The sequence below is a fragment of the Sorangium sp. So ce448 genome (genome assembly GCF_051520915.1).
Classification (GTDB): Bacteria; Myxococcota_A; Polyangia; order Polyangiales; family Polyangiaceae; genus Sorangium; species Sorangium cellulosum_B.
In genome coordinates this window covers 236,390-250,492 of sequence record NZ_CP150343.1, presented here as the reverse complement: position 1 = coordinate 250,492, position 14,103 = coordinate 236,390, and the positions used below count along the sequence as shown (strand labels likewise).

At 70.6% G+C, this 14,103-nt stretch carries 9 protein-coding genes and 1 pseudogene; 5 read left to right on the top strand and 5 right to left on the bottom strand.

What is annotated here, in order from left to right:
* Positions 1-6: 6 nt before the first annotated feature.
* Positions 7-444, bottom strand: a pseudogene (locus WMF45_RS01045) (MBL fold metallo-hydrolase); the annotation flags it as partial.
* Between the two features lie 232 nt (positions 445-676).
* Between WMF45_RS01045 and WMF45_RS01040 the strand changes: the two are divergent.
* The 3 genes from WMF45_RS01040 (at position 677) to WMF45_RS01030 (ending at position 6,306) form a co-directional block, all read left to right on the top strand.
* Entirely contained in the window at positions 677-3,955 is a 3,279-nt protein-coding gene (locus WMF45_RS01040) for a protein kinase domain-containing protein (RefSeq protein ID WP_437715115.1), read from the top strand.
* A 101-nt stretch (positions 3,956-4,056) separates the two neighbouring features.
* Entirely contained in the window at positions 4,057-4,812 is a 756-nt protein-coding gene (locus WMF45_RS01035; protein WP_437715114.1) for a glutathione S-transferase, read from the top strand.
* A gap of 234 nt (positions 4,813-5,046) precedes the next feature.
* On the top strand, positions 5,047-6,306 hold the full coding sequence (locus tag WMF45_RS01030; RefSeq protein ID WP_437715113.1) for a PAS domain S-box protein: 1,260 nt from the start codon (positions 5,047-5,049) through the stop codon (positions 6,304-6,306).
* Between the two features lie 107 nt (positions 6,307-6,413).
* Here WMF45_RS01030 and WMF45_RS01025 read toward each other — a convergent pair whose 3' ends face one another.
* Positions 6,414-7,076: a TetR/AcrR family transcriptional regulator gene (locus tag WMF45_RS01025; RefSeq protein ID WP_437715112.1), complete on the bottom strand. Its 663-nt coding sequence runs from the start codon at positions 7,074-7,076 to the stop codon at positions 6,414-6,416.
* A gap of 127 nt (positions 7,077-7,203) precedes the next feature.
* Between WMF45_RS01025 and WMF45_RS01020 the strand changes: the two genes are divergently transcribed.
* Together WMF45_RS01020 and WMF45_RS01015 are read left to right on the top strand one after the other, a co-directional pair.
* Positions 7,204-7,812, top strand: coding sequence for a VOC family protein (locus tag WMF45_RS01020; protein WP_437715111.1), 609 nt, complete (start codon positions 7,204-7,206; stop codon positions 7,810-7,812).
* A gap of 231 nt (positions 7,813-8,043) precedes the next feature.
* Positions 8,044-8,469, top strand: coding sequence for an organic hydroperoxide resistance protein (locus WMF45_RS01015; RefSeq protein WP_437548723.1), 426 nt, complete (start codon positions 8,044-8,046; stop codon positions 8,467-8,469).
* Here WMF45_RS01015 and WMF45_RS01010 read toward each other — a convergent pair.
* From WMF45_RS01010 to WMF45_RS01000, 3 genes are all read right to left on the bottom strand, one after another.
* Positions 8,455-10,377, bottom strand: coding sequence for an ABC transporter ATP-binding protein (locus tag WMF45_RS01010; RefSeq protein ID WP_437715110.1), 1,923 nt, complete (start codon positions 10,375-10,377; stop codon positions 8,455-8,457). The genes WMF45_RS01015 and WMF45_RS01010 overlap by 15 nt on opposite strands.
* Entirely contained in the window at positions 10,374-12,308 is a 1,935-nt protein-coding gene (locus WMF45_RS01005) for an ABC transporter ATP-binding protein (protein WP_437715109.1), read from the bottom strand. The genes WMF45_RS01010 and WMF45_RS01005 overlap by 4 nt, the downstream gene beginning before the upstream one ends.
* 154 nt (positions 12,309-12,462) lie before the next feature.
* Complete coding sequence (locus tag WMF45_RS01000) at positions 12,463-14,031, bottom strand: hypothetical protein (protein ID WP_437715108.1); 1,569 nt, start codon at positions 14,029-14,031, stop codon at positions 12,463-12,465.
* Positions 14,032-14,103 lie beyond the last annotated feature (72 nt).

Here is a 14,103-nt window from a genome sequence, read left to right as displayed (position 1 = left end):
GCGCGGTCAGCGCGCGCCCGCGACCGAAGCGGGGGTCCACAGCGGTGGCTCCGGCACGCCCCTCCCCGCTCCGGCCGGCACAGCATGGCTTCGTCCGGTGATGCGCTCGAACTCCACGACGTCATGAGAGCACACGAGCCTTACCTCGTGGCCGCGCTCCTCGCGCAGCGCGCGCAGCCGCCGCTGGTTCTCGAGCCGCGCGCCGCGGTCCTTCTCCATCATGAACTGATAGAGACGCAGGCCCGGCGTGCACGCCGGCCGGACCGGGTCCATCTCTCGGTGATAGAAGTAGGCGTCGCCGGCGAGGAGCAGCCAGCCGCCGTCGCTCCGGACAGCCACACCAGCGTGTCCCAGCGTGTGACCGATGAGCGGGACGAAGAGCGCCTCGTCCTTCAAACCACCCACCGGCCGCGCTCCCTCGAAGCCAAACCAGCGCTCGCCGCCGCCCGAGCTGGCGCCGACGCGGGCCCACGGCGCGGTGTGCGCTCGAACTGCTCATCGCGACCCGCGCGCCGGAGATCACAAGACCAGAGCCAGGGCCCACCGGAGCGCATGAGGCGCTGTGACTGCACGGGGTATGCCGATCTCCGGGCCCCGGACGGCGTAAACGACGGAAAAACGGACGGCGCGGGCGCGCTGGTTCTCCTGAGGCGCCAAGGCTGGTACGCTGGGCGACATGTCGGATGAGAGTGCCCGCCGTCCGCACCCGGCCACCAAGCCATCCGCTCGCGGGAGCGACTCGACAGGGGCCAGGAGCGTTGGCCCGGGGGATGTCGTCGGCCAGCACTTCCGGATCGACGAGCTCCTGAAGAAGGGGGGCATGGGCCGGGTCTACCGGGCAACCGATCTTCGCCTCGGCGAGCCGGTCGCGCTCAAGCTGATGGATCCGGCGATCGTCGGCACGGAGCGGGCGCGCGCCCGCTTCTTCCGCGAGGCGCAGACAGCGGCGAGGCTGCGGAGCAAGAACGTCGTGCAGCTCCTCGACTTCAACGTCGATGCAGCCACGCAGGTGCCCTACATCGCCATGGAGCTCCTTCGCGGCGAGGACCTGGCCCAGCGGATCGCCCGCGGGCCGCTCTCCTATGAAGAGACGAAGGCGATCCTCGGCGATGTCTGCAGCGCGATCGCCAAGGCCCACCGCATGGACATCATCCATCGCGACATCAAGCCGGCCAACGTCTTCCTCGTCGAGGACGACGATGGCCCGCTCTGCAAGGTCCTCGACTTCGGGATCGTCAAGCTCGGTGACCTCGGGCTCGACCCCCAGGGATCGCCGCAGACGGACGCCGGCGCCACCCTGGGCACGGTGAGCTACATGAGCCCGGAGCAGATCGCCGACGCCCGTGGGGTCGACCTCCGCGCGGACCTGTGGTCGATCGGCGTCATCGCCTACGAGTGCATGACCGGGCAACGGCCCTTCCGCGGCGAGTCGCTCTTCGAGCTCGTCCACAAGATCTGCTTCGATGTCCCGGCCCCGCCGTCGCGGCTGGCGGACGTACCGAGCGGCTTTGACGCCTGGTTCGCCCGGGCGACCCACCGCGACCTCGACCGCCGGTTCACCTCCGCCCGCGAGCTCCTCGACGCCCTCCGGGCGCTCGCCGGGCGCCCGCCGGAGCCGCCCCAGCCCCGGCCCACGCCGCACGAGCTCCCCACGAACCAGAGCTGGGCCTCGGACGCCAACCAGATCGATATCGGCGCCCTCAAGGACCTGACCTTCAAGAACGCCGTGGTCCGCGAGTTCCTCGACAGCGCCAACAAGCACTTTGTCTCGGGGAGCAAGGGGCTCGGCAAGACCCTCCTCCTCACGTACAAGCGCTCGGTCCTCAGCGAGATCTACCTGGCGGCGACCGGCCGTGAGCGCCGCCACGCCGCCGTGCAGTTCATCCCGGAGGGGCGGCCGTACCTGGATCTGATGGGCGATCTGCCCACCGTCGATCAGACCCGGAGCGACCTCATGTCGGGCCTCCACGAGTGCAAGCGGCTCTGGAGCTTCAGCTTCCGCCTGTCGATCGTCTCCTACCAGTCCGCTGCCGCCGGCGCCGGCGATCCCGCGGATCTGGCGCCGCTCCCCCGGAGCCTGCGCGGGCTCCTGGAGGGCCGGCCTGTCGAGCCGACGATCGTGCTGAAGGAGCTGCTCTCGCTGACCGTTCGGCAGATCAACCAGGTCGTCGACGCGATGGAGCGCCCGCTCGAGCGGCGGCTCCGCTCGCTCCACAGCGGCGTCTTCATCTTCATCGACAAGCTCGATCAGGCGCTCCGCTGCCTCCCGCGGGCCGCGTGGATCCACATGCAAGCGGGGATGATCGAGGCCGCGTGGGATCTGATGAACGCCAACCGCCACGTCAAGATCTTCGCCGCCATCCGCGAGGAGGCGTTCTCCGCCTACGAGTCCGACATCAAGACCAACCTCTACGGCGCGACGTCGACGCTCCGCTACGCCAAGCACGAGCTCTTCGAGCTGCTCGAGAAGCTCACGTATTATTACGAGCGGCTGCCGCTCCGCGAGTTCATCCACCTCGACGTGGTGAGCGCGGCGCGCTCGGCCCGCGGCGAGTCGACCTTCGACTTCCTCCACCGCCACACCCTCGGGCGGCCGCGCGACCTCGTGATCCTCGCCTCGGAGATCTCGCGCAACCGAAAGGCGCTCGACGGGCGGACCTTCACGCAGATCGTGCAGAGCACGAGCGCCGGCCTCCTCGTGGCCAACATCTTCGACGAGATGCGGGTCTTCCTCGAGGTGCTCTGTGACCGCGACAAGCGGGCTCGCTTCCTCGGCCTCCTCCCCTGCGACGTCCTCACCCACGACGAGGTGGTCGAGGTCTGGTGCAGGTTTCATGAGGTCGACCGCGCGTTCTACGACGCCCACGGCCGGGACGCCGACGACGTCTACCACCCTTTCCGCGAGCTCTTCGAGTGCGGCCTCCTCGGGGTGCTCGGCGCCGATCCGGGGGCCGAGCGCCAGGTCCAGCGCTTTCGTCAGCCGCACGACGCCGTCGCCGGCTCGCGCCACGAGCTGCCGCGCTCGCGGTATTACCTGCTGCACCCTTCCCTCCGCGCGTTGATCGAGCCGCTCCCCGGCGGCGGCCGGTTCCACGCGATCCGCCACGTGATCATCGGCCACGGGGAGCCCTGGCCCCGCCACTGGGACCTCGTGGTCAACGTCCAGCGCGAGCTCTTCCGGCGCCCGGACGCCGACGAGGAGATCGCCGGAGCGGTGTTCTCCCTGCTCGATCGCCTCGCGACGGAGATCGCCGACGGCGAGGGCCCTGACGCCGCGCGGCGGGCGATCGCCGCCTCCCCCACCTTCGCCCGCCTCAGCGCGCACCTCGAGCGGATCCACTGGGACGATCTCCACCTCACGCTCCTCGAGCTCTTCCCCGGCGAGCGGCGGGAGGAAACGGAGCCGACCGACCGGGTGGAGGTGGCGATGCTGCTCATCGACATCGTCCGGTCGACCCACATGATCCGCAGCATCGGCGACACCGGCTTCGTCGACCACCTTCACCGGCTCCGCGGCACCCTCCGAGGGGCGACGAACCCGCGCCTGCTGAAGGGGACCGGCGATGGGTACCTCGCGGTCTATCCCACGGTGGCCCGCGCCGTCGACGCGGCCCGCGTGCTCCGCCGCGCCGTCGACGACCCTGCCCAGCTGCGCCTCGTCGTCCACTGGGGCTGGGTGCGCATGAGCGATCACGACGTCATCGGCACGGAGGTCCACCGGCTCTTCCGCATCGAGGCGGTCACCGAGGAAGATCGCGCGGACGAGCCGAGCTCCGGGATCGGCCTGCCGCGCCCCGGCCGCGTGACGCTCTCGCGCTCCGCGGCCGCCGCGCTCCCCGACCCGTCGCGCGCGGACTTCCGCCGAGCGGGCGCGTTCCGGCTCAAGGGGTTCGACGACCTCGAGTCGATCTGGGTGGAGACCGACGCGACCGACGAGACCGACGCCTGCCCGTGAGACCGCTCGCGGTGAGCCAAGGACCCACCGACGGGCCGCGCCCTCTGCCCGCGGGCGATCGGCCAAAGGCGCGCGGCGGTGTGTGGTAGCCTGCCGGCGCCATGACCGAGCTACTTGGCCTCGTTTTCTCGCCGTGGACGGAGAAGGCCCGCTGGGCGCTCGACGTCCGGCGCGTCCCTTACACCTTCCGGCACTACCAGCCGCTCGTCGGTGAGCCGGCGCTCCGGGTGAAGCTCCGCCGGCTCACGGGCCGTGTCTCGGTGCCGGTGCTCACCACCGACGACGGGCGCGTGTTCGGGGACTCGGCCGACATCGCGCGCTGGGCGGACGGGCGCGGCGCGGGACCGACCCTGTTCCCCGTCGAGCACGAGGCCGACATCGCGCGGCTCATCGACCTATCGGAGCGCGGCCTCGCCGCCGGGCGCGCCCGCGCGCTGACGCGCATGCTGGCCGACGACGAGGCGCTCGCCGAGATGGCGCCAAGGCCGATCCGCCGCGCGCTCCGCCCCCTCGCCTCACGGCTGGGAGCGCTGGGAGTCGCCCGCACCCTCCGCAAGTACGAAGGCGACAAAGCCGACGGCGAAGCGCACCGGCAAACGCAGGTCGCCGTGCTGGAGGAGATCCGCGAGACGCTCGCGCGTGCGGCGCCGTCCGGAGACGCGCCGCGGACGCTCCTCGGTCGCTTCACGTTCGCCGATATCGCGATGAGCCAGGTCCTCGTGAACGTCGCGCCGCCCGCCCAGCTGAAGCTCGGCGCCGCCAGCCGCCGGTGCTTCTCCGACCCCGACCTGCGCGATCGCTACGACGACCTGATCGCGTGGCGCGACGAGCTCTACCGCGTCTTCCGGGCGAGCTGACCTGCCCGGTCAGGCGAGCGCGGTATCTCAAGCGCCGTGAAGCCCGGGGAAGCCAGCATGGCGATGTGCTTCATCAAGAGGATCTCTCCTTCAGGCGTCGAGGGCGACTGACCAGGAGCGCGGTCGCCCAGCACGCACCCCCCGACCGTTGGCAGGCTCGTCCGCAGCGCTGGGCCTCGCGTCGCGCCAGAGGCTCGATCATGGACGCCGGATCTGATAGCGGTGGAATTTACCATGAAACAAGCGTGGCAAACGGACGAGCTGGGCCGCTTCTTCGAGATGTCCGTGGATCTGATCGGCACCGCCGGTTTTGACGGGCGTTTCAAGCGGGTTGGCCAGGCGTGGGAGCGCACGCTCGGGTTCTCGCGCGAAGAGCTCCTGTCCACGCCGTTCATCGACTTCGTGCACCCCGACGATCGAGAGCGCACGTTGGCCGAGTCGGCGCAGGTGTTCGGCGGCAGCGGCAGCGTGACGTTCACGAACCGCTACCGGTGTCGCGACGGCTCTTACCGATGGATCGAGTGGAACTCGTCGGTTCACCCGGAGGAGGAGCTCGTCTATTTCGTCGCTCGCGATATCACGGATCGCAAGCGCGCGGAGGAGTCGCTGCTCGCGGCCGAGTCCCGGTTCCGGGCGGCGGTCGAAGGGAGCCTGGACGCCTTCTTCGTGCTCCGGAGCGTGTTCGACGAGGCCGGGACACTCGTGGATTTCGTGATCACCGACGCCAACCAGAGGGCCATCGCGGGGATGTCGATGGCCCGCGAGGAGATCGTCGGCAAGCGGCTCAGCGAGCTCTCGCCCTCCACGCGCCAGCAGCTGGACAAGTACGCGCGCGTCGCTCGGACCGGCGAGCGGCTCCTCGAGGAGGAGCAGAGCGATGGTCCAGTACACAAGGATCGGTGGTTCCAGCATCAGGTCATCCCGCTGAGCGACGGTGTCGCGATCGCGATCAGGGACATCACGCCCTTCAAGCAGCTGGAGGCCGAGCTCAGGGAGGCGCTCCAGCGCCGGGCGATCCACGCGGAGGAGCTCGAGGAGAAGAACCGCCTGCTCGCGGCGGAGAACGCCGAGCGCGAGCGCGCCGAGGCGCTGATGCGGCAGCAGCAGGAGACGATGCGCGCCATGTCCACGCCCATCATCCAGGCGTGGGAGGGGGTCCTCGTGCTGCCGATCATCGGGACCGTGGAGACCGGGCGGGCGAATGACATCATGGAGCGGCTCCTCACCGAGGTCGTGCGGACGAGAGCGCGCTTCGCCATCCTCGATCTGACGGGCGTGAGCGCGGTGGACGCCGCGACCGTGGCGCACCTCCTCGCCGTGGTGCGCGCGGCGAACCTCCTCGGCAGCAGCTGCCTCGTCTCCGGGATCTCGCCCGAGATCGCGCGGACGATGACGGAGCTCGGCGCGGCGGATGGAGGGTTCAAGACCTTCGGCGTGCTCCAGAGCGCCTTGCGCTACGCGCTCTCGCGCTGCGGCGCCGAGGGCGCGCGGTGAGCCGCCCGGGCGCGCGCTCGAGCTGACGTGAGGTGGCGGGGCGCGCGCTCGAGCTGACGTGAGGTGGCGGGGAGCGCCGCTGCGTCGCTCGACGGCTGTCGGGCCGCTCACCCGCGGCTGCGCGCCCGCTTGCCCTCCGCGGGGGCGAGCCATCGATCGAGCTCGCCCGAGACGAGGTGAAAGTCGAACGCTTCGGAGCTGATCCCGAGCTGGGTCATGGCGCCGATGATGAAGGACGTGACCACGCGGGCCGCGGCGCGAGGATCCAGATCGGAGCGCAGCTGTCCGCCGCGCACGCCTTGCCGCACGAGGTGCTCGACGGCGAGGTTCCACTCCTTGTGGACGGCGCTCAGCGCGGTCCGCGCCGCCGGGTCGCGCTGCGCGCGCACGGAGAGCTCTTGCAGCACGGCCGCGAGGTGCGGAGTGTCCTGGAAGGTGCGCCATGCGCTCTCGAGGTGCGCTCTCAGGATGGCGCGCGCGTCGGCCGCGCCCGCGGCGCCCTGGCCTGCCGGGCGGCGCTGCGCCTCCACGAATTTGTCCGTCACGTGCGTGACGATGGCCGCGAGGAGCTCGTCCTTCGTCCCGAAATAGTAGTGCAGCGTCGAGATGTTGACCCCTGCGCGCGCCGCGATGTCGCGCGTCCGCAGCCCCTCGAGGCCCTTCTCGGCGATGAGCGTATACGCCGCGTCGAGCAGGTCGCGCCGCCGCGCTGCACCGAGCTCCGTGGCCGAGGTCTTGCTGGCCGAGGCGGCGTGTCTCGTCTTCGCCAAGTCCGCGCAAAGCTACAGGTTTTCTCCGGTCCCAGCAAGCGCCCGCGGCGCGCGCCTTGACCGTCCGGCCGCCGTCGCGTAGTGTCAATCAACTGATTGATTGACTGCCATCGCATGGAGGAAATGCATGATGTCCTTGGAGCTCACCACCGCGCCTTTCGCCGCCCGGGTCCAGCGAAAGGCGATAGGCGTGGGGATGCGTCTCTTCTTCGCCTGGTCGCACCTTGCGTATCGCCTGCTTCCGCCGTGGGGCGGCAAGCTGCGCGCGGTCGATCATCTCACGCTGCCGTGCGCCGATCTCGAGGTGGCCGAGCGGTTCTATGTCGGGCTGCTCGGCGCGCGCGTGGTGATGCGGGTCGACGTCCCGTTCCTCGAGCGGATGGGGCGTCCTGCGGACGAGATCGCGCGGGGGGTCCACCTCTCGGTCGTGTTCGCCGGGGGCCCGCGCTTCGATCTCTTCGAGTCGCCGATCGGGCAGCCGCCCCGCGAGGCGGATCATCCGCACTGCGCGCTCTGGGTCGCGCCTGGGAAGCTGCTCGCGTGGAAGGAGCGCTTGAATGCCGCTTCGGTGCCGACGTACGGCCCGACGCGGCTCGGTCCACCGGGCCAGGCGTCGCTCTATTTCAACGATCCATTCGGCAACCGCCTCGAGCTCGTCACGCTCGGCTTCACCGGAGAGATACCGGTCGGGGCGCCCGACGTCTCCGCGCTGAGCTACACCTGGGCTGGCCGGTGAGCTGCAAGCTGGCAGTCAGCTGACTGCCAGCTGACTGCAAGCTGATGACAGGCGGATGACGCCGCGCGGTCGATGCCGGACGAGATTTCCGGGAGGCGTCTCCTCCCGCGGTTGCCCGGGAGGAGCGCGGGCACTATGGGAGCGTACCCGAACGGCGCTGCCCGGTCGGGCCGTGCCCGGCGGGGACGCGCTGCCCGTGACCGGGCTCATCGCCACGAAAGGAACGCTCCAATGCCTGTTGACGTGAAGTACACGACACAAGCCACGGCCAATGGCGGCCGCGATGGCCACGCTGCCACCGCCGACGGTGCTCTCAAGGTCAAGCTCTCGACTCCGAAGGAGCTCGGCGGCGCTGGCGGCGAGGGGAACAACCCGGAGCAGCTGTTCGCGGCGGGTTACGCGGCCTGCTTCCTGGGCGCTCTCAAGTTCGTGGCCGCGCAGGAGAAGGCCCGCATTCCGGCCGAGGCCACCGTGACGGCGACCGTCGGCATCGGCCCGCGCTCCGAGGGCGGGTTTGGCCTCGACATCGGCCTGCGGATCGCGCTGCCGGGCCTGGAGCGGTCGCAAGCCGAGCAGCTTGTCGAGAAGGCGCACCAGGTTTGCCCCTACTCGAACGCCACCCGCAACAACGTCCCCGTCCGCCTAGAGGTCGCCTGACCTTCTGACGCCGCGCGCTCCCTCCACGGGGGCCGGCCCCTCGTGGACGAGCTCCCGGTGGAGCGCCGCGAACGCTCCGCCCCGCGCGAGCAGCTCCGCGTGTGTCCCCTGCTCGACGACACGCCCGTGGTCGAGCACGACGACGCGATCGGCGTGCCGGATCGTGCTCAGCCGGTGGGCCACGACGAAGCTCGTCCTCCCTCGCAAGAGCCTCCCGAGCGCCGCCTGCAGCCGGGCCTCGGTCAGCGCGTCCACGGCGCTCGTCGCCTCGTCGAGCAGCACGATGCGCGGATTGGCGACCATGGCGCGCAGGAAGCACACGATCTGCCGCTGCCCGAGCGACAGCGCCGTCCCGCGCTCGCCGACCTCGGTGCCCAGGCCGTCCGGCAGCGCGTCGAGCATGTCGAGCACGTCGAGGCCCCGCGCCGCGTCGCGGATCTCCGCGTCCGTCGCGGCGGGGTTGCCCAGGCGCACGTTGTCGAGCACCGTCCCGCTGAAGAGGAAGTTGCTCTGCAGCACCAGCCCGAGCTGCGCGCGCAGCGAGGCGGACGAGGTCGCCGCGAGATCGTGCCCGTCGACGGTGATCGACCCCGCCGTCGGCAGGTAGAGCTTCGCGAGCAGGTTCAGGATCGACGTCTTGCCGCTGCCCGTGTGCCCGACGAGCGCGATCATCTGCCCCGGCTCGGCGACGAGATCGACGCCGTGGAGCACCGGCTTGCCCGGATCGTAGGCGAAGTGGACCCCCTCGAACACGACCCGGCCGCGCGCGGGCGGCAGCGCCGGGAGGCCGCGCTCGTCGGGCCAGTCGGGCGCCGTGTCGAGCACGCGGAAGAGCCGCTCGGCGCCCGCCATCGCCGTGAGGGCCTGGTTGTACTGGTTGCCCAGGACGGGGATCGGGTTGAACAGGAGGTTCGCGAGGAAGAAGAACTCCACGAGCACGCGCAGCTCGATCGCGCCATGGAGCGCCTGATAGCCGCCGACGACCACGAGGACGGCCAGGAACAGCTGCCCGTTGAACTCGAGGAGCGGGAGGAACGTCGCCGAGTGGCGCGCCGCATCCATGTTGTAGCGGGAGTGGTCGAAGATGAGCGCGCGGAACAGCCCGCCGTTGATGTCCTGCCGCACGAAGCCCTGCGTCACGCGCACCCCCGTGACCGACTCGGCGAGCGTCGCGGTCACGCGGGTGAAGCTCTCCTGCGCGCGCTGGTGGGCGGCCCCGAGGCGCTTGTGGAAATAGACGATCAGCCCCCAGAAGACGGGGACCATCGCGAGCACCACGAGGAAGAGCTGCCAGTGCGCGTGGGCCATCAGCGCCATCGCGACCGCCATGGTGCCGAGGTTCACCGTGCTCACGAACACGACGTCCTGCACGGCCACCCGGATCGCGTCGATGTCGGACGTCATGCGGCCGATGAGGCGCCCCACCTTCGTCTTCACGAAGAAGCGCATCGGCATGCGCAGGAGGTGGCTCTCCAGCCGATCGCGCATGTCGAACACCACCGCCTCGCCGAGCTCGAGCGCGAGCCGCGCGCGGTAGTGGAAGACGATCTCGGTGAAGAGCACGAGCGCCGCGAAGCCGAGGACGGCGAGCAGCGTGGCGCGCTCGTCGCGCCGGGCCACCGGGCCGCTGATGATGGCGCCGACCGCCCAGGTCAGGATCGGGAGCTGGATCGACCGGACCACCACGAGGGCGAAGAGCGCGTTCCGCTTGCGCGCGTACGGGCGGGTGAAGGCGAACACCCGCCGCGCGAGCCCGAGATCGAGCGTGCGGTGGTGCTGGTCCGCCTCGTCCTCGATCGCCACGCGCGCGAGGCCGAGGCGCGCGTCGATCGGCGCCGCCTCGGCCGCGGAGCGGGCCGTGCCCGGCGTCGTCGCGGGGCGGCTCGGCGCGTCGGCCCCGCGGCTCACGCCGGGTCCTCGGCAGGGCGCGCGCCCGCGGCGGCGCGGCGCGAGGGGGTGTCGTCCGCCCGCGCCCCGGAGGCGTGGGCGTCGTGCAGCGCGAGGGCGCTCGCGTAGTGGCCGCACCGCCGGAGCAGCTCCTCGTGGGTCCCCCGCTCGGCGATGCGGCCCCGGTCGAGCACGATCACCTGGTGCGCGCGGCGGAGCAGGTGCGCCCTGTGCGTCGCCATGATCGTCGTCCGCCCCCGCGTCGCGCTGAGGATCGCGTCGAGGATCTCGCGCTCGGTGCTCGCGTCCACCGCCGCGGTCGGGTCGTCGAGCAGGAGCAGCGGCGGGTCGAGCAGCACCGCGCGCGCGATGGCCAGCCGCTGCCGCTGGCCGCCCGAGAGGTTGACCGCCGCCTCGCTGAGCTCGGTGTCGTAGCCCTCGGGCAGCTCCCGGATGAACTCGTGGGCGCAGGCGATGACCGCGGCGCGCTCGATCTGCTCGCGCGTCGCGTGCGGGGCGCCGAACGCGATGTTCGCCGCCACCGTGTTGCTGAAGAGGAAGTTGTCCTGGAAGACGACCCCCATGCGCCGGCGGATCTCGTCGAGGTCGTGGCGCCGGAGGTCGATGCCGTCGAGGAGGACGCGCCCCGACGTCGGATCGTAGAAGCGCGGGATCAGGCTGAGCAGCGTGCTCTTGCCCGCGCCGGTCGGGCCGATCACCGCGACGAACTGCCCGGGCGCGACGTCGAGGTGGACGTCGTGGAGGACGGGCCTCTCCGGATCGTAGCCGAACGTGACGCGCTCGAACACGAGGCGCCCCTCGACCCGCGCGGGGCGCGCCGGCGCCTCGGGGCTCGTGATCTCGACGGGGGTGTCGAGCACCTCGAAGACGCGCTTCGCCCCGATGAAGCTCTGCTGCGCTGTGTTGACGATCGTCGCCATGCTCGCGATCTGCCCGGAGAATTGCTGCAGGATGCCGGCGAACACGACGAGCTGGCCGAGCGACATCCGGTCGCGCGTGACGAGCAGCCCGCCCATGCCGAGCAGGATGACGAGGTTCACCTGCCCGAGCAGATCGATGGTCGGGCTGAGCACGCTGACGGTCCGGAACGTCTCCTGCTGCTGCTCGCGCACCTCGCGGCTGCGCTCGTCGAAGCGGCGATGGGCCTCGCGCTCTCGCCCGAGCCCCTTGATGACCTGGATGCCCTGGAGCCCCTCGGTGAAGCTCAGGACCATGCGGTCCACGAGCTCCCGGTTGCGCAGGTAGGCGGGCTGCGCCCACCGGGCGAAGAGCGTGCTCGCGATCCAGAGCAGCGGCGTCGGGGCGAGGCACGCGAGCGTCAGCAGGACGTGCGCGCGCAGCATGTACGCGACGTACACGCCGAGCGACAGGACCATGATGACGCTCGGGAGCAGCACCCCGTCCACGAAGGAGCGCACGAGCTGCACATCGCCTGTGACGCGGTTGATGAGCGAGCCGCTCTTGTTGGCGTCGAAGAACCGGAAGCTCAGCCGCTGGAGCTTGTCGTACACCCGCGCCCGGAGATCCGGGACGATCTCCATGTGGACGAGGTAGCCCACCGAGAGCGCGTAACCGTAGTTGATCACCGCGCGCGCGGCCGCCATCGCGAGGATGGCGGCGCCGATCGAGAGGACCGCGCGCATGGGCTCACGCTCGGCGTCGACCAGCGCGCCGAGGCCGGCCGGCAGCTCGGGGAGGAGGATCGACGGATCGAGCCGGTGGCGGAGGATGTCGATGGCGAGCCCGGTCAGGCCGAGCCCGGCGAGCCCCAGCGAGAGCAGGACGATCTGGTAGCCGAGGACACGGAGGACGCGCCCCCGGTAGGCCCAGCTCAGCCCGAGGAGCCGCAGCAGGAGCGAGCCCCCCTCGCGGGAGCGCCCTGTTTCAGGCGAAGCGAGGGAACCGACATCAGGACGTGAACCGGACAACATCAGCGCAGGGCACCTGGCATTCCGGCCATGCCGGGGCCCGTAACCTACCGATTTGTGCGGCGTTCGCCAGCGGTGGGGGCACGAACCCCGGGGCGCGGCCCGCGTGTCTCCTGGACCGCCGGGCCAGCGCCCCGACAGGGCTCCTGGCGCTCCGCTAGTACATCAGGTTGCCCTTGCCGAGCTGGAAGTTGATGTTCGCGCCGAACTGATCGCGCGCGTTCTGGACGCGCGAGATCGCGTTCGAGATCCGGCCCTGGCGCTGCGACCAGGTCGCCGCCGAGAGGCCCGCCGCGATCTCGGTCTTCGCCAGCTGGAGGCGATCCGTGGAGACCGGGTGCAGCGGCGTGCCGCCGGCGTCGAGGACCTCCAGCGCGTCGTCGATCTCGGCCTCGGCCAGCTCCATCAGGCGCTTCTGGACGTCGGCGCGCGTGTCGTGGAACTGCTGGACGAGCACCTGGGCGGCGTTCAGGCGCTGCCTTGCGATGTCGAGGTTGAACGCCGCGTTCAGCACGCGAAGGAACCGCCCGATCTTGTTGATGTCGCTATTGGGGAACTGGACGGGGCTGCCGAACCGCGCCTCGAGCTCCAGGCCGGCCGGCGAATCCCTGAAGAAGTTCGACAGGTAGAACGCCACCGCGCCCTCGATCTGGTTCCCGAAGGCGTTGGTATGGAAGAACGGCGGCGTGTCCACGGCCTCGATGAGGGGCGGGGTGCTGAACGTGCCGTCGCCGAACCCGTTGAGAAAGCCGATGTCGAGGACATCGATGTTGGGCGAGGCCAGCCCGGAGCCGCCGAAGCCGCCGTCGAACGCGCCGATGGTGCCGGTCGCGGGGGCCTTCCGGGTGCCCGTGTCCAGGTTGCGGTTGCGCCCCGTGTCCAGGTGGTTCGCGCCCGCGTTGGAGTGGCACACGTTGCAGCGGCCCCGCGCCGGGTCGAGGAACGCCTGCCGCCCCTCGTTCGCCTCGGGATCGGCGAGGTTCACCTGCGTGAGGTCGAGCTCGTTCGTCCGGCCGAGGCTCATCTGGAAGGCGAGCGTCAGATCGAGCTCCTGCGCCGTCGGGAGCCGGAAGGCCACCCCCGGCTCGCGGCCGAGATCCGTCGGGTAGTGCTGCGTGACCGCCCCGGTGAGGAACTCGCGCAGCGAGCCGGTGCCCGGGGCGCCGTCGCCCGACCAGCCCGTGCGATGGACCGGCGGGCTCGTTATCCCGTCCACCGGGTCCGGCGTGATGCTCGTCGCCAGCGAGAGCGTGTGGGGGACCGCGCGCATCGAGAACTTGTTGTCGAGATCGTCGAAGCCGTCGATGTTCTCGCGGATCAGGCCGAGCGTCTTCAGCTCGGGCGTCTCGAGATCGGTCAGCTCCGGGTCCTGCTCGAAGACGAACAGCGGGTCGAGCGGGTTATCGACGAGCAGAGCGTCGATGAACGGGATGTCAATCGTGAAGTTGTTTCCGACAGGATGGCACGTCCCGCAGGAGCGGCCGTTGCCCTCGAAGGTCTCGCGAAAGAAGATGTCGGCGCCAGCGCAGATCTCCCTCGTGACGAGCCCGGCGATCACGCGAGGATCCTGGTCGCACGCCGCGAGCCGCTGCTGAGCCGTGAGCGCGCTCGACGCCGCGCCGACGGTTTCTACCTCGCCCTCGCCCTCGCCCTCCGGCGCGGACTCGGGCGCGGACGGCGCGCACGAGGCGAGGAGGGAAACAGAGACGATGGGAGCGAGGATCAAGGAACTCAATCTCGGACTTGGCATGACGCTCTCTCTTCCTGTTACGGTTGTTCGACACCGATTTCGAACCAC

Excerpts from the sequence above, each read along its gene's own strand:
- WMF45_RS01040 (WP_437715115.1), top strand. The coding sequence starts at position 677 with ATGTCGGATGAGAGTGCCCGCCGTCCGCACCCGGCCACCAAGCCATCC.
- WMF45_RS01035 (WP_437715114.1), top strand. The coding sequence starts at position 4,057 with ATGACCGAGCTACTTGGCCTCGTTTTCTCGCCGTGGACGGAGAAGGCC.
- WMF45_RS01030 (WP_437715113.1), top strand. The coding sequence starts at position 5,047 with ATGAAACAAGCGTGGCAAACGGACGAGCTGGGCCGCTTCTTCGAGATG.
- WMF45_RS01020 (WP_437715111.1), top strand. The coding sequence starts at position 7,204 with ATGATGTCCTTGGAGCTCACCACCGCGCCTTTCGCCGCCCGGGTCCAG.
- WMF45_RS01015 (WP_437548723.1), top strand. The coding sequence starts at position 8,044 with ATGCCTGTTGACGTGAAGTACACGACACAAGCCACGGCCAATGGCGGC.
- WMF45_RS01005 (WP_437715109.1), bottom strand. The coding sequence starts at position 12,308 with ATGTTGTCCGGTTCACGTCCTGATGTCGGTTCCCTCGCTTCGCCTGAA.